The 15514-nt window shown below is 69.3% G+C and carries 9 protein-coding genes and 1 tRNA gene; 5 read left to right on the top strand and 5 right to left on the bottom strand.

The window, feature by feature from the left end; translation table 11 throughout:
• Positions 1–53 precede the first annotated feature (53 nt).
• Positions 54–137: transfer RNA gene (locus NQ034_RS11320), tRNA-Leu, on the bottom strand.
• Between the two features lie 235 nt (positions 138–372).
• On the opposite strand from NQ034_RS11320, the gene NQ034_RS11315 reads away from it, so the two are divergent.
• Together NQ034_RS11315 and NQ034_RS11310 are read left to right on the top strand one after the other, a co-directional pair.
• Positions 373–1704, top strand: a complete 1332-nt coding sequence (locus NQ034_RS11315) for an ABC transporter permease (RefSeq protein ID WP_257048952.1) — start codon at positions 373–375, stop codon at positions 1702–1704.
• Between the two features lie 39 nt (positions 1705–1743).
• The gene (locus tag NQ034_RS11310) at positions 1744–6990 is read left to right on the top strand and encodes an ATP-dependent helicase (protein WP_257048951.1); all 5247 of its coding nucleotides are present in this window, start codon (positions 1744–1746) and stop codon (positions 6988–6990) included.
• A 23-nt stretch (positions 6991–7013) separates the two neighbouring features.
• On the opposite strand, the gene NQ034_RS11305 is transcribed toward NQ034_RS11310, so the two are convergent.
• The 3 genes from NQ034_RS11305 to NQ034_RS11295 form a co-directional block, all read right to left on the bottom strand.
• Positions 7014–7457 (bottom strand): hypothetical protein, encoded by a 444-nt coding sequence (locus NQ034_RS11305; protein ID WP_257048950.1) that lies wholly within the window; start codon positions 7455–7457, stop codon positions 7014–7016.
• Positions 7454–8530: a serine hydrolase domain-containing protein gene (locus NQ034_RS11300; protein WP_257048949.1), complete on the bottom strand. Its 1077-nt coding sequence runs from the start codon at positions 8528–8530 to the stop codon at positions 7454–7456. Before NQ034_RS11300 ends, NQ034_RS11305 begins: the two co-directional genes overlap by 4 nt.
• A gap of 90 nt (positions 8531–8620) precedes the next feature.
• Positions 8621–9214 carry an ArsR/SmtB family transcription factor gene (locus NQ034_RS11295; RefSeq protein WP_257048948.1) on the bottom strand — a complete coding sequence of 198 codons (594 nt, stop codon included), beginning with the start codon at positions 9212–9214 and terminating at the stop codon, positions 8621–8623.
• Between the two features lie 143 nt (positions 9215–9357).
• Between NQ034_RS11295 and NQ034_RS11290 the strand changes: the two genes are divergently transcribed.
• The 3 genes from NQ034_RS11290 to NQ034_RS11280 all read left to right on the top strand — a co-directional run bounded on the left by NQ034_RS11290 (position 9358) and on the right by NQ034_RS11280 (position 14038).
• Positions 9358–10611, top strand: a complete 1254-nt coding sequence (locus tag NQ034_RS11290; RefSeq protein ID WP_257048946.1) for an MFS transporter — start codon at positions 9358–9360, stop codon at positions 10609–10611.
• A 134-nt stretch (positions 10612–10745) separates the two neighbouring features.
• Positions 10746–11855, top strand: a complete 1110-nt coding sequence (locus tag NQ034_RS11285) for a zinc-binding alcohol dehydrogenase family protein (RefSeq protein ID WP_257048945.1) — start codon at positions 10746–10748, stop codon at positions 11853–11855.
• 38 nt (positions 11856–11893) lie between these two features.
• Positions 11894–14038 (top strand): NAD(+) synthase, encoded by a 2145-nt coding sequence (locus tag NQ034_RS11280; RefSeq protein WP_257048944.1) that lies wholly within the window; start codon positions 11894–11896, stop codon positions 14036–14038.
• A 20-nt stretch (positions 14039–14058) separates the two neighbouring features.
• Here the strand turns inward: NQ034_RS11280 and NQ034_RS11275 are convergent, their stop codons facing one another.
• Positions 14059–15435: a M20/M25/M40 family metallo-hydrolase gene (locus NQ034_RS11275; RefSeq protein ID WP_257048943.1), complete on the bottom strand. Its 1377-nt coding sequence runs from the start codon at positions 15433–15435 to the stop codon at positions 14059–14061.
• Between the last annotated feature and the right edge of the window lie 79 nt (positions 15436–15514).

Below are 15514 nucleotides of genomic sequence, written 5' to 3'. Positions count from 1 at the left end.
ATGACCCCCGGCCCGGTTTTCAAAACCCCAGGTCAGAGGCCATTTTCCATTCGTGCGCGAGGGGGGACTTGAACCCCCACGACCTTGCGATCACTGGCACCTGAAGCCAGCGCGTCTACCAATTCCGCCACTCGCGCGAACTCGTCCAACATTACACGACTCCAGCGCCCATGCAAAATCGGGTTCCGGCAACATCTTCCGTGCCGAATCATCCCTCATAAACGCCCCGCCCTCGAGCACAGCTCCACCGATTTTCGGCGCACGTTCAGGCCCAACACATATTCTGAGGTTATGAGTACGCCGCCTACCCCACAGGAACCATCAGCAGAGCAGCCTTCAGAGCAGCCGCCAGAACAATCCCCGGCTCAGCCCGTGGCACCGGCCTCCACTCCAGCCCCCTCGGTCGTTTCAGTCGCCCCGACCGCCCAGGACATCGACCCGGCACGCATCCACGCTGCACCGGAGAAGAACGCCTTCCGCCGCGCCTTCGCCAAACTGCATCCGTCCCTGCAGCTGGTACTCCTGCAGTTCTGGATGCCCGCCTTCATGGCGATCATGTTCGTCCTGTGTTACGTGGGCGGCTTCCAGCACCTGTCCCCACACGATGTCCCGGTGGCCGTCGTGGGCGACTCCGTCTCCGATTCGCGCAGCACCGCCGCGCAGTTCCAGGAGATCACCGATAAGGCGATGCCCGGCGGCTGGGACTTCAGCGTTGCGAAGTCCGAGGCCGCGGCCAGGGAGGACGTACGCACCGGCGAGGTGGCGGCGGCCTATGACGCCCAGAAGAACACCCTCATCATGGCCTCGGCCCATCAGGCGCAGTTGACCACGCTGATGCCCAAGTACCTGGACACCCTGCTGTTCTCCAAGGCCCCGGCCACCATCGAGGACATCGCTCCCCTGCCGGCCGGCGATATGGGCATGACGCCCATGTACCTCATGCTCACCTGGTGCATCACCGGTTATCTGGCCGCCATGTTCATCGGCCTGATGGGCGCGCCCCTGCGGCGTATGACCCGCTTCGCCATCATCGTCGGCGGATCGGTCTTCCTCACCGGGATCTCCTGCATCCTGGTCGACCCGGTGCTGGGCGCCATCACCGGACACTTCTGGGCCCTGTGGGGCCTGGGCGCCTGCTGGGCGATTGCGATCGGCACCGCGGTCAACGGTCTGAGCTACTTCTTCGGCAGGTTCATCGCTGCACCCGCCATGATCCTGTTCATCTTCCTATCGATCCCCGCATCCGGGGCCGCCATGCCGCAGTGGTTCATCGGCCAGCCCTTCAACTGGCTCAACCACGTGGTGGTGGGCTCGGGGATCACGGAGATGCTCAAGCGCCTGGTCTACGACGTGGGCCCCGGCTACAACCGCGGCTGGATCATGCTGGCCTGCTATCTGGTGATCGGCGTCCTGCTGACCATAGTGGGCAAGCCCTACTGGGAGGCCCGCCGCGTCCGCCATATGCTGCGGGGCCGGACCACGATGTTCCAGGACGCACAGCGCGCCAACGGCCGCCTGCACGAGGCGGAGCGCAAGGCGATCCTGGGCCGCTACAATCTGGAACCCGGCCCCGAGGGCACCGTCATCAAGCAGGAAGCCGACGATGAGGAGCTCTACGATCAGCCCTCCGACGCCTTCGGCTTCGGATCCGCGCTCGAACCGGACATCGACGAGTCCCCGCGGGCGGGCCATCCGCGTCACTGAGACGGCGGTGTCCATGCCCCGCGCTAGGCTGGCGGCACGATGAACACCACATCCGGACTCCCGTTCGCGCGCGCCACCAGGGACTGGTTCGCCGCGGCCTTCGCAGCGCCCACGCCCGTGCAGCTGCAGGCCTGGCGCGCCATCGACGCGGGCGAGAACGCCCTGGTCATCGCCCCGACCGGCTCCGGCAAGACCCTGGCGGCCTTCCTCCACGCGATCGACCGACTGGCCGCCGGCGGAACCGAGGCCGCAGCGGCTACCGCTGCCACCGCATGTGCCGCCTTGGACGAGTCCGGCGCCGCGGCCTCGGCCACCGCCGCGGGCGCGCGGAATGCCGGCACCCGCGTCCTCTACATTTCCCCGGTCAAGGCGCTGGCCGCCGATGTGCGCAAGAACCTGGGTATCCCCCTGGCCGGGATCGACGCCCGGCGGGCGGAACTGGGCCTGGACCCGCACGGCATCTCCGTGGGGATGCGCACCGGCGACACTCCGCCGAACGAGCGCGCGCGGCTGGTCCGCCGGCCCCCTGACATGCTGGTGACCACCCCGGAGTCCCTGTACCTGATGCTCAGTTCGCGGGCACGGGAGACTCTGCGCGGGGTCGACACCGTCATCGTCGACGAGGTGCACTCGGTCGCAGGGACCAAGCGCGGAGCCCACCTGGCTGTATCACTGGAGCGCCTGGACGATCTGGTCGGATCGCCCGTGCAGCGCATCGGCCTGTCGGCCACGGTCAGTCCCGAGGCCGAGGTCGCCGCTTTCCTGGGCGGGCCCCATCCGGTGCGGATCGTGCATCCCCAGGGCTCGAAGGCCCCGCAGCTGGACATCATCGTCGCGGTCGAGGACTTAGGCGACATCGCAGCCGGCAGCGGTTCAACCGGCGGCACATCCGAGCTGTCCGAGTCCGCGGCGGCCAGAGCCGGCTCGATCTGGCCGCATATCGAGGCCCAGGTGCTGGATCGCGTGTTGGACCACGGTTCGACCATCGTGTTCGTGAATTCCCGCGGCCTGGCCGAACGCCTGGCCGCCCGGCTCAACGAGCTGCACGCCGAGAGGCTGGGACTGCCATTCCCCGAGGCGCGCCATTCCGCCTCGGGACCGACCACCGGCAGAACCGAGGACGGAGACCGACCCCGGGCCGGCCGGACCTCGGACCCGCCGGCCGAACGCGATTCTGTGGCGGCCAGTGCAACGGCTGCGGCGACTTCGACAACTGCGGCCGAATCGCCCATCATCGCCCGGGCCCACCACGGCTCCATATCCAGGGAACAGCGTCTGCTGGTGGAGAACCAGTTGAAGTCCGGGGAGCTGCGCTGCGTCGTGGCGACCGGTTCCCTGGAGCTGGGCATCGACATGGGCGCGGTCGACCTGGTCATCCAGATCGCCCCTCCGCCGGATGTGGCCAGCGGCCTGCAACGGGTAGGCCGGGCGAACCACCGGGTCGACGGAGTGGCCCGTGGGCTGATCTTCCCCCGCACCAGGCGCGATCTGGTCCAGGCCCAGGTGATCGCCGAGCGAATGTCCGAGGGACTGCTCGAGCCACTGTCCCCGCCCCGCAATCCCCTTGACGTGTTGGCGCAGCACACGGTGTCAGCCGTGGCGATCGCGGACGCGGACTCCGCTGCGTCGCTGACCGCGGACTCCTGGTTCACCACGGTGCGCCGGGCCCATCCCTTCACCGCCCTGTCCCGCAGGTCCTTCGACAGTGTGCTCGCGATGCTCTCCGGCGCGTGGACCACCAGGGAATTCGCGGGGCTGCGGCCGTCCATCGTGTTCAATCGCTCCACCGGAGAACTCCACGGACGTCCCGGCGCCCAGCGCCTGGCCGTGACGAACGCCGGAACGATCCCCGACCGCGGCGCGTATTCGGTGGTGTTGCCCGCCGGCGTCGAGGACACCGACAACCGGCGCGTCGGTGAGCTGGACGAGGAGATGGTCCACGAATCGCGGGTCGGCGACATCATCACCCTGGGGGCCTCGGCCTGGCGGATCCAGGAGATCGCGACGAATCAGGTGGTCGTCGTGCCCGCGCCCGGCAGGTCCTCGCGCCTGCCGTTCTGGCATGGCGATGGGCCCGGCCGGCCCCTGGCGCTGGGCCGGGCGATGGGCGCCTTCGTCCGCACGGCCTCGACGCAGCCCGCCACGCAGTCCGAGGCCGGCGCCGAGCGGGTCCGGGAGAACCGGGTCAGGGCGAACACCGTGCGCTTCCTCGACGAGCAGCGCGAGGCCACGGACGTGGTGCCCGGCGATACCGATCTGGTACTGGAGGTCTGCCCCGACGAGACCGGTGATCAGCGCCTGGTGTTGCATTCGCCGTTCGGCCGAAGGGTCCACGCGCCGTGGGCCCTTGCCCTGTCGGAACGCCTGCTGGCCGCCTACGGATCGGATGCCTCGGTCATGGCCGCAGACGACGGGATCGTCGCCCGGATACCCGCGGATGCCGCCGTGCCGGACGCGCGGTTCTTCCAGTTCGATCCCGAATCGCTCTCCCCGCGCATCGAACGGCTGGTGGGCGGATCCGCATTGTTCGCCGCGCGGTTCCGCGAATGCGCCTCGCGCGCCCTCTTGCTGCCGCGCCGGGATCCCGGCAAGCGGACTCCACTGTGGCAGCAGCGCCAGCGGGCCGGACAGCTCCTGGAGGCGTTGGCGGAGTTTCCCGATTTCCCAATACTGACGGAGACCGCGCGCGAATGCCTGCACGATGTCTACGATCTGCCGGGCCTGCAGGATCTGATGCGGGAATTGGGCTCCGGACACATCCTGTTTCACGTGAAACACACGCGCGTGCCCTCGCCCTTCGCCGGCGATCTACTGTTCGGCTATGTGGGCGAGTTCCTCTACGATTCGGACCGCCCGCTGGCCGAACGCCGCGCCGGGGCCCTCGCCCTGGACCCGGCCCTACTGGCCGAACTCCTGGGCTCCCCCGATGCCGAAATGCTCCTGGACCCCAGGATCCTGGCCCGTATCGAGGCCGAGCTCCAACGCCTGGCTCCCGACCGGCGAGCGCGCGGCATGGAGGGCGTCGCCGATCTGCTGCGCGACTTGGGGCCCCTGGACACCGCGCAGCTCGCCGCCCGGCTACGGGTTGAGGAGGGGACGGAGGTCTTCGGGTACGTGCGTGAACTGGCCTCCACCGGACGAGCGATTCCGGTGCGGATCGCCGGGCAGACCGCCTGGGCCGCAGCCGAGGACGCGGGGCGTCTGCGCGCGGCACTGGGCGAGGACACCGTACCGAGTACTCCTGGGGCCGGCGGTGCCGGAGCGAATGTCGCCGGGGTGGACTGCGTCGATCGACCCACACTGCCCACAGAATTCCTGAACCAGGGCCCTGACCCCATGGGCGATCTCGTGGCCCGCTTCGCGCGCACCCACGGCACCTTCACGACCTCGGCCCTGGCGCGGGCGTTCGGACTCGGACCCGCCGTTGTCGAACCTGTCCTGCGCGGATTCCGCGACTCCGGCACACTCATCGCGATCGGGGCGCACGGCCAAGTCCCGGACACGGTCCCCCATGCGGCACCCGGCGAGGCGCGCAAGCAGGCCGGCGGGCCCTCGGCGGTGTGGATCGATGCCGAGGTCTTCGCCCGGGTGAGACGGTCCGCCCTGCGCGCCGCGCGGGAGGCCACACGGCCGGCCCCGGCCCCGGCCTTCACCTCCCTGCTACTCGAACGCCAGTTCATCACCCACCCCTTGCACGGTGCCGATGGCCTGGCCAGGGTGATCGAGCAGTTGGACGGCCTGGCTCTGCCCGCATCCCTGTGGGAGTCGCAGATCCTGCCCGCGCGAGTTGCGGACTATGGACCGCACCTGCTCGACGAGCTGCTGGCAGAGGGCTCGGTCACCTGGGTCCCCGTCTTCGCCGGCGGCGCGGCGGTGGGCGCCCGGGCCTCCGGAACCGGTGCTGCCGAGCCGCTCATCTCGCTGCGCCTACAGGATCTGGGACCGGTGCAGGCCGTCGACCCTGCACCACTGACTCCGCTGCAGGAGGCGATCCTCGATGTGTTGGCCAGCGGCGGCGCCTGGAGTGCCGCCGAACTGGGCCGGCGGGCAGATACCGGGGCCGATGCCGTGAACGCTGGAGCCGACCCTGGGGCCGGACCCGGCGCCAGGGCCGGTTCGGCCTCGGCCACTGCTGCCGAACCGCTCGACGCCGACGCCCTGTTCCGGGCCCTGTGGGGCCTGGCCGCGCGCGGAGCAGTGGTGACGGAGTCCTTCGCCCCGGTGCGGGGCCTGGCTGAGTTCGCAGCGGACGGCAGTGGGCGGGGCGCCCATGGTTCAGCGGCGGGTGGAACCGCCGGTCGCGGTGCACGGCGCTCGGGTCGCCGGGGACGCTCCGGCCGGGCCGCGGGCCGCTATGGCGCATCCGCGTACGGCTCCGCATACCGGTCCCTGCCGGGGGTCGGTGGTGCCGGTCCAGGTCACGAAGCCGATGGGAGCGGCCGGATACCGCGCAATCCGTTCATAACCTCGGCCGATCCCAGGCTGCGGGGCCGCTGGGCCCTATCACCGTGGTTCGGCGATGAGCCCAACGGGGACGGTATCGCCTCTGCCGGCGCCGGTCCGACCGCAGAGTCGAGTCCAGACGGCAGTGCCGAACAGCGCATCGTGGAGCGGGCCGAGGCCATGCTGGATCGCTACGGCGTCGTCACCCGGGCCGCCGCCGTACACGAATCCGTACCCGGCGGATTCCCCGCCCTGGCCCGCGCGTTGACCGCCTTCGAGGATGCGGGCCGGGCCATCCGCGGGCGCTTCGTCGCGGGTTTGGGTGGCAGTCAGTACGCCGAGCACCAGACGGTGGACCGCCTGCGCGATCTGTGGCAGGGGCTCGAGGGCCCGGTGGAGTCCGCGGCAACCGCCGGTGCCGTCTATGTGTTGGCCGCCAACGACCCGGCTAATCCCTATGGTGTTGGGCTCGCCTGGCCGCAGGCGGGGACGTGGACCGAGTCCGAAACACGGGATGGGACCGGGCACTGCGCGCCCCCGTCGGAGGGCGAGGGGCGACATGTCCCCAAACCGAACCGGGCCGCGGGCGCATTGCTCGTCCTCGACCCGCACGCGGGCGCGGTCGCCTGGCTGGCCCGCGGCGGAAAGCACCTTGTGACCTTCACCGAACGGCAGGGACGTGCAGCCGAGGCCCTGCTTGCCGCATTCGACCGGTACCGGCTGCCGGGGTTCGTCTTGGAGACGATCGACGACAGGCCGGCCCTGGGCCATCCCTGGGCCGAGGCCCTACAACGGGCCGGCCTGCGCCTGGCCCCGCGTGGCCTACGCTACTACGGGAATTAAGGGCACGGACTGGGCACACCATCCTATATGTTGAGGAAGCAGCGCACGGCCAGGGCCAGGATGATCACGAGCTCGACGGCCAGGACCACCATCGTCTTCCTCGACAGGCCGCGCCGGGCACCGCCTAAACGGCTCGCCTTTGCCAGGCCCTCCCCCGCCGGACCAGTCCCTGCCGGACTCGCCGGGCCCGCGCCAATCGAAACCCCACCGGCGACCACCCGCCAGACGGCGATCCCGGCCAGGACCGCTGCGAGCAGCCAGACGACCAGCAGCAGGGTGCCGGCCGGCCACAGGATGCGCACCAGCAGCATGCCGATCAAATAGCTGCCGGCCATCCGCGCACCGGCCTCCGGGTTCAGGGTGCCGCGCCGCAACCGGATCAGGGCCAGCACCGGCGGGCCCAGCAGCAGCCAGGCGGACACCAGGAGCAGAATCAGACTCATGACCAGGGACAGTGTGCCGTTCATGGTTCGATCACCTTCTGTGCTTCGTCGACCGAGGTCGCGGTATCGCTAAGCACCACGATTCCCCTCGCGCCGTCCTTCTGCTTGCGGTCACCGGCGAAACCCAGATAGCAGGAGAAGCCCCCGGTGCCGCCGTTGTGCCAGACAGTCCCCGCGCCCGTGTGCATCCAGGCGTAGCCGATGCGCTGGCCGGACCCTGCGTCCGCCCGGGCTTTGACCGCCTTGACCCCCGGCGCCTTTCCGGTCGCCACGGCTTGCAGCCACAGTCCCATATCGTGTGCGGTCGAGCGCATCGACCCGGCAGGGGCCTGCGCGCGCATCGTCCACCTGCCGGTGGGCAGGCCCGCGGCGTCGAAGCCGCGCGGAGCATCGGTCCCCAGGTCCGAGGCCTCGGTCGGCACCGTCGTCTCGTCCATTCCCAGCGGTGCGAGGATACGGGTCCGGATCAGCTCGGGATATTCCATCCCCGCACGTTTCGCCACGGCCTGGCCCAGCAGGGCGAAGCCCAGATTGGAGTATCCATACTCCTTCTTCCCACCCTGGCCCGTGGATACCCTGCTCTCGGCGGCCTGCGTCAAGAACTCTTCCTTATCCAGGGTGTAGGGGTCGAATCCCAGTAGCCCGCGGACGGTCTGCACGCCCACACCCGCCGCGCCGGATTCCAGCAGGCGGGACAGTCCCGAATGCTGAGTGGCCAGCTCCGCCAGCGTCACACTTCCCGCCGGACGGTCGCGGAAGTCGGGGAAGACCTCGTCAAGCCGGGTATCGGGGTCGACTTCGCCGCGGTCGATCGCATCCGCGAAGGCGGCGGCCGTGAAGGTCTTGGTCACCGATCCGATCTCGAATTCCGTATGCTCGTCCGCGCCCCAGCCGGCAAACGAGGTCTTACCGTCCTCGTCCAGGCGCAAAGCAACCAGGTGGTGGCGGAATCCGGTGCCCAGCAATCCGTCGATCTGGGACACCAATTCGGAATCTCCGTTGGCCTGGCCGCGCAATCCCAGGGGTTTCGGGGCCACGAGGGCGATGAGCAGGGCGGCCAGGAGTCCGGCCGCAATGGCTATTGTGTGTCGTCTCATGATGTCCTTCCTCGCACCGGCCGGATGCCGGTGCCGTGGCGGCCACTTCCGATGCGGGCACTGCAGTGCTGACACTGCGGGCTCCGGGCCTCAGTCGGTGGCAGCCATGATGATGACCAGCAACGGCACCACCCGGTCCGCGGGCACCCGCCAGTGGCCCCGGCGCGGGGACTGCAGCCAGCCGGTGGCTGCCAGCTGGTGTAAATGGTGGTAGACCTGCCCCGATGTGCCCATCCCCGGCAGAGCCGTCAGGTCCGCCGAGGTCGAGGTGCCCGCGAGTACCGCCTGGACCAGCGCCAGCCGCACGGGGTGCGAGAGCGCGGCCAGGCGTTCGCCCGCATCGGCGAAGTCGCGGCCCAACAGCTCGGCGGTGGGTCGCCCCCACTGCCAGGCCACCGGGCCCTCCGGCAGTTGTGCGGTGCCAGCGAAGTGCACGGCGTCCATGCCCGGATAGCGCCGGGCAGATTCCGTGAGGATCCAGGCCGATTCCGAAACTGCGGCCGATGTGGCCGCCGTATCGGCTCTGAGGCCCGGGGAGTCGGCATCGGAGCCAGTCAAGTCGGTGAAACCGGCACCGGGCGATTTCCCGCCGCGTTCCAGCAGCGCGAGCCGTTCCTCAAGCGCTCCGATCCGGTCTTCGAGCACCTCGACCCGATCCCGCTCGACATCATCTGCATCCGTCATATTCTCACTATAACGTAATTACGTATTAATTGACTAGAGGCAGACGGCAACAACTCTGCAACATTCCAGACACTTATTTATATATCTATCTGATATTCTTGTTGGCACAAGCAGCCGACAGAAAGACCAGGGAAGTCACAGAAGTGAGCGCAGAGACAGAGAACCTAGCCACCGGGCAGACACCACCGGGCACGCACGCCACCGCCGCCGAGGTCGAGCCCGGCTGGTGGATCCAGCCCAAGACCGTATGGGCGGTGGCGCTGGCCGCCGCAGTGTCCTTCATGGGCATCGGCCTGGTCGACCCGATCCTGCCTGCGATCAGCGCGGACCTGCACGCCACCCCAGCCCAGACCTCGCTCCTGTTCACCTCGTACCTGCTCATCACCGCCGTGGCGATGTTCTTCACCAGCTGGGTCTCCGGGCGGATCGGCGCGCGCAACACCCTGCTGATCGGCCTCGGCCTGATCGTGGTGTTCTCACTGGCCTCCGGCCTGGCCCCCAGCGTTCCGTGGATCATCGCCTTCCGCGCGGTCTGGGGCCTGGGCAACGCCCTGTTCATCTCGACCGCACTGTCGACGATCATGAGCGAATCGCGCAATCCCGACGGCGCGATCGTCCTCTACGAATCCGCACTGGGCGTCGGCATGGCCCTGGGCCCGCTGGTCGGCGGCCTGCTGGGCATGATCTCCTGGAAAGCGCCCTTCATCGGCACGGCCGTCCTCATGGCCGCGGGCTTCGTCGCCATCCTGACCATGCTGGACAAGAGCGCCGTCGAGAAGAGGCACACCCCGGTCTTCGCCGCGTTCGGCGCCTTCAAGAAGCCGGCCCTACTGAGCTTCGGCCTCATCGCCATCTTCTACAACATGGCCTTCTTCGTCGTCCTCGCCGTCTCCCCCTATCCTCTGGGCTTCGGGGCGCTGGGCATCGGCCTGACCTTCACCGGCTGGGGCGTGGGTCTGGCTCTGACCTCGGTCTTCGGCGCACCGGCGCTGTCCGCCCGGTTCAAGCGCACCACGATCATCGCCTCGGGCCTGGTCGCCCTGTTCATCGTCGTGGCCCTGGCGATCTTCCTCGTCAACGTGGTCCCGGCCCTCATCGCCCTCATCGTGGTCTCCGGTTTGATCCTGGGCGTGATGAACACCGTCCTGACCGAATCGTCCATGGAGTCCACCGACCTGCCGCGGCCGGTCGCCTCGAGCGCGTATTCCGGCATCCGCTTCCTAGGCGGCGCCATCGCCCCTCCGCTGGCCACCAGCCTGGGCCATGCCTTCGGTTGGAGCGCCTCCTATGTGTTCGGCGCTGCGGCACTCATCGTGGCGATCGTGCTCGTGTTCTCGCTGCACGGTCCCCTGTCGGCGGCCAATAAGCCCCACGACCGCGAGGTCGTCGCCGGCTGAGGCCCGCCCCTCCCCAACCCTTCGCGCCGAACCGTCGATAATGTGTGCTCTGCCCCTGGTGGAATCGCACATTATCGACGGTTCGACGCGGTTATGGGGTTCCCCTTGACCCGACGCCTGGGTAGATTCAGACCATGAGCGTTGTACAGTCGGCGAATCCGGTCACGACACCGCCAGAGGTACCCGCGACCATGCGCGCCTGGACCGTCACGGACCCCGCCCCGGTCCTCGCCGCTGATGGCTCCTCCCCTGCACCGGTTCCACCCTTGGAATTGCGCGAGGTGCCCGTCCCCACTCCAGGCCCCGGCGAACTGCTGATCCACGTCCACACCTGCGGAGTCTGCCGCACCGATCTGCACGTGGTCGAGGGCGACCTGGCCGTGCACCGGCCCCATGTCACACCCGGGCACGAGGTCGTCGGCCGCGTCGTCGCCTGCGGCCCGGGGACGGCCGGCCCCGGTGCTGCCGATCCCGGGACTACCCGGATCGGCCGCAGAGTGGGCGTCGCCTGGCTGCGCGGCACCTGCGGCCACTGCCGGTGGTGCACCACCGGGCGCGAGAACCTCTGCCCGGAATCTACCTACACCGGTTGGGACGCCGACGGCGGCTACGCGGAATACACCACGGTCCCCGCCGCCTACGCCTATGAACTGCCCGAGGTCGACGACACCGCCCTGGCGCCCCTACTGTGCGCCGGCATCATCGGCTACCACGCCCTGCTCAAGGCCGAACTGCCGGCCGGCGGACGCCTCGGCCTGTACGGATTCGGCGGCAGTGCCCATCTGTGCGCCCAACTCGCCCTGGCCCAGGGCGCCCGCGTCCACGTGCTGACACGTGACCGGGCGGCCAGGGAACTGGCGCTGGAACTGGGCGCGGCCTCGGCCGCCGGGGCCTACGATATGCCTCCGGAGCCGCTGGATTCGGCGATCCTGTTCGCGCCGGTGGGCGATATCGTCAAGCCGGCGATGCGGGCGCTGGACCGTGGCGGCGTGCTGTCGATCGCGGGCATCCACCTGTCGGACACTCCGCCGCTGAACTACGAGGACGAGCTGTTCTATGAGAAACAGATCCGCAGCGTGACCTCGAATACGCGGGACCAGGGCCGGGAGTTCCTGGAACTGGCGGCGCGCCACCAGGTGCGGGCCACGACCCACGAGTACCCGATGAGCCGGGCGCTCAACGCGCTGGAGGATCTGCAGGCCGGACGGTTCGACGGTGCCGCGGTGCTGGTCAACGACCTCTGAGGCTGCCGAGCCGGAGCCGGGCGTGAAAGACTGAGACGGTGAGTGACGCAACTGAATTCGACAATGCCTTCGGCCACGGCTTCGCGCGGATCGCAGCCTGCACGGTCCCCCTTGCCATCGCGGACCCGGCGACGAACGCGCAGACGATCATCGACGCTACCCGTGACCTGGACGAACGCTCCGTCACCGTGGCGGTGTTCCCTGAGCTGTGCCTGTCCGGCTATGCGATCGACGACCTGGTACTCCAGGATGCGCTGCTCGACGGCGTGCTGGCGGCCTTCCACCGGATCGCCCGCGAGACCGCCACGTACTCGCCGCTGCTGCTGATCGGCGCACCCCTGGCCCACGGCAACCGCCTGTACAACTGTGCGGTGGCGATCAAAGCCGGCCGCGTCCTCGGCGTCGCCCCGAAGTCCTATCTGCCGACCTACCGCGAGTTCTACGAGCGCCGCTGGTACGCCCCGGGCGACGATCAGCGCGGCACGATCACCCTGCCCGACCCAGGCACGGCGGGGCCGGCTGCAGCTGCCGAGGCGGCGCCCGGTTCCACAGCGCCCGGCTCCGGATCCTCCGCGGCCGGGGCACCCGTTACCGTGCCCTTCGGCCCCGATCTGCTGTTCGCCGCCACGGACCTGCCCGGCCTGGTCGTCCACGCCGAAATCTGCGAGGACATGTGGGTGCCCGTGCCGCCCTCGTCGCTGGCGGCCCTGGCCGGCGCCACGGTGCTGACCAACCTGTCCGGCAGCCCCATCACCGTCGCCAGGGCGGACGACCGGCACCTGCTGGCGCGTGCGGCCTCGGCAAGGGGCCTGGCGGCCTATGCCTATGCTGCGGCCGGCCTGGGCGAGTCGACCAACGACGTGTCCTGGGACGGCATGACGATGATCTACGAGAACGGCGCACTACTGGCCGAGACCGAACGCTTCCCGCAGACCGCCGGGCATTCGATCGCGGACGTGGACCTGGACTCCCTGGTCCAGGACCGCCGCCGCCAGGGCACCTTCGACGACAACCGCCGGGCGCTGGGCGAGGCCTCGGCGTTCCGGACCGTGGAATTCCAGGCGAACCCGCCGCGCGGGGATGTGGGCCTGCTGCGCACGCTGCCGCGCTTCCCGTTCATCGCCACGGACGCCGCCAGGCTCGACCAGGACTGCTACGAGGCCTTCAACATCCAGGTCTCCGGGCTGGTGCAGCGGCTGCGCGCGATCGGCGGGCCCAAGCCGGTCATCGGCGTCTCCGGCGGGCTGGATTCCACGCACGCGCTGCTGGTCATCGCCCGCGCGATGGATCTGATGGGCAGGCCGCGCTCGGACATCCTGGCCTACACCATGCCCGGTTTCGCCACCAGCGACCATACGAAGTCCAATGCCCTGGCCCTGGCGCGGGCGATCGGCGCGAGTGTGGAGACGATCGACATCCGGCCGGCGGCCACGGAGATGCTGCGCCAGATGCACCACCCGGCAGGCGATGGCGAGCCCGTCTACGATGTCACCTTCGAGAACGTGCAGGCCGGTCTGCGCACCGACTACCTGTTCCGCCTGGCTAACCACCTGGGCGGGATCGTGGTGGGAACGGGCGATCTGTCCGAGATCGCGCTGGGCTGGTCGACCTACGGGGTGGGCGATCAGATGAGCCATTACGGGGTGAACTCGGGGATCCCCAAGACGCTCATCCAGCACATCATCCGCTGGGTGATCGCGCGCGGGGACGTGGTCGACGCCGAAGGCGCCCGGGTGCTGCAGTCGGTGTTGGACACGGAGATCAGCCCCGAACTGGTGCCGGCCGGGCCCGATGGCCAGGTGCAGTCGACCGAGGACACGATCGGGCCCTACGCCCTGCACGACTTCACGCTGTTCCACATCATGCATGGGGCCAGGCCCTCGAAGATCGCGTTCATGGCCCGGCACGCCTGGGCGGGCGATCCACATGCGGGGCTGTGGCCGGCGGGCTTCCCCGAACCCGACCGGTACTCCTATGACATGGCCACGATCCTGAAATGGGAGAAAGTGTTTTTGAAGCGCTTCTTCGGGTTCTCCCAGTTCAAGCGCTCGGCGATCCCCAATGGGCCCAAGGTCCTGGCCGCCGGGGCGTTGAGCCCGCGCGGGGACTGGCGGGCGCCCTCGGACGGCAACGCCCGCCTGTGGCTGGCCGAACTCGAGGCGATCGAAGCGGCCATCGCATAGCCCGCCCCCGCCAGTGGGCCTCAGGCGGTCTTGGTGAAGCGGCGGACCACCTGGTCCAGGGCATCGACGGTCAGGTACAGGTCCTCCACTGGCAGGTGCTCATCGTGCTGGTGCAGTTGCGCATTGATGAAGGCCTGCGTGGTCGACCGGCGGTGCAGACCGAAGCCATAACCCACCCCGCCGAGCTTCCGGGCGAAGCGCAGATCCGATCCGCCGCTGGCGATCGTCGGCACGATCGCGGCATCCGGGAAGTGCTCGGCCACGACCTGTTCCATGGTCTTAAACAGCTCCGAGTCCGTCGGGCTGGCCGAGGCCGGTTCGCTGATGAGCCGCTCGATGCGCACCTCGTCGGCCAGCTCCCCCAGTGCCCCGCGCAGCACCGCGTCCACCTCGTCGTCCGTCTGGCCGGGCAGGGTGCGGATGTCCAGCTCCAGATAGGCCGCGCTGGGGAAGACGTTGATCGCCTCGCCGGCGCGCAGCACGGTGGGCGAAACGGTCAGATGGGACACCGCATGGGCATAGGGCGCCAGTTCGCCGAAGGCCTCGTAGGCCGCCTGGTCCGTGCCCTCGAGCAGGGCCAGTTCGGTGTCCTCGTCGAAGCGGAAGGCCTTGACGTATCCCTCCCAGATGGAATCCTGGGCGACGGCCGGGGCGAACCGGCCGATCGCCTCGGCGACGCGGCCGATCTTGGCCACCGCGAAGTCCCGGCCATAGGGCAGGGAGCCGTGGCCGGCGTCGCCGGTGACGTGCAGGCGGCGCTGGGCCGCGCCCTTCTCCCCCACGCCCAGAATCACGGCATCCGAGCCGTCTGCCACTGGCAGGTGCGAGCCGCCGGTCTCCGACAGGCAGTTCTTCCAGGAGAACAGCTCGGGGTATTCCTCCGACAGCCATTTGGCGCCCAGCCCTCCGCGCGCCTCCTCATCGGCCACACCCACGAAGGTCAGCGTGCCGGCCGGGCCCGCCGCCGGATCCGCCTGGGCGGCACGCGCGATCTGCCGGGTCACGACGGCCATCGAGGCGGTCAGGCACAGCATGTCGACCGCGCCGCGGCCCCAGATCGCCCCATCCTCGACCACCGCGCCGAAGGGGTCCTTCGTCCACTTGTCCGCATCCACCGGCACCACGTCCGTGTGCCCCAGCAGAGTCAGCGGCTCCGCTGCCGGGTCGGTGCCCGGCAGGGTCACGATGATGGTCGTGCGCCCCGGCCGTGGCTCGACCTTCTGGATCGTCACATTGTCCACGCCGGCGAAGAACTCCTCGAGCGTTTCGGCGCTGCGCACCTCCTGCCCGGAATCCGGGGTCAGGTCGTTGGCGCAGGCATTGCGGATCAGTGCCTGGAGCAGTTCCAGGGTCTCGGAGTGGAGTTGTTCGGCCGCAGGCGAGGTGGCAGTGGTCATCGGGCGGTTCCCTTTCGTTGGTGGATGGGCTGGGGCCAGTGGCTCAGCGGACGCCCGTTGGGCTCAACTGTCGGCTGGG

It is taken from the genome of Brevibacterium moorei (genome assembly GCF_024580735.1).
In the GTDB taxonomy this organism is placed as follows: domain Bacteria; phylum Actinomycetota; class Actinomycetes; order Actinomycetales; family Brevibacteriaceae; genus Brevibacterium; species Brevibacterium moorei.
The sequence above is the reverse complement of the archived record's forward strand: the minus strand, read 5'-3'. Positions and strand labels throughout refer to the sequence as shown.

What these genes read in the sequence shown, in the direction of transcription:
- NQ034_RS11310 (WP_257048951.1), top strand. Translation starts at nt 1,744, where the DNA reads ATGAACACCACATCCGGACTCCCGTTCGCGCGCGCCACCAGGGACTGG.
- NQ034_RS11305 (WP_257048950.1), bottom strand. Translation starts at nt 7,457, where the DNA reads ATGAACGGCACACTGTCCCTGGTCATGAGTCTGATTCTGCTCCTGGTG.
- NQ034_RS11300 (WP_257048949.1), bottom strand. Translation starts at nt 8,530, where the DNA reads ATGAGACGACACACAATAGCCATTGCGGCCGGACTCCTGGCCGCCCTG.
- NQ034_RS11295 (WP_257048948.1), bottom strand. Translation starts at nt 9,214, where the DNA reads ATGACGGATGCAGATGATGTCGAGCGGGATCGGGTCGAGGTGCTCGAA.
- NQ034_RS11285 (WP_257048945.1), top strand. Translation starts at nt 10,746, where the DNA reads ATGAGCGTTGTACAGTCGGCGAATCCGGTCACGACACCGCCAGAGGTA.
- NQ034_RS11275 (WP_257048943.1), bottom strand. Translation starts at nt 15,435, where the DNA reads ATGACCACTGCCACCTCGCCTGCGGCCGAACAACTCCACTCCGAGACC.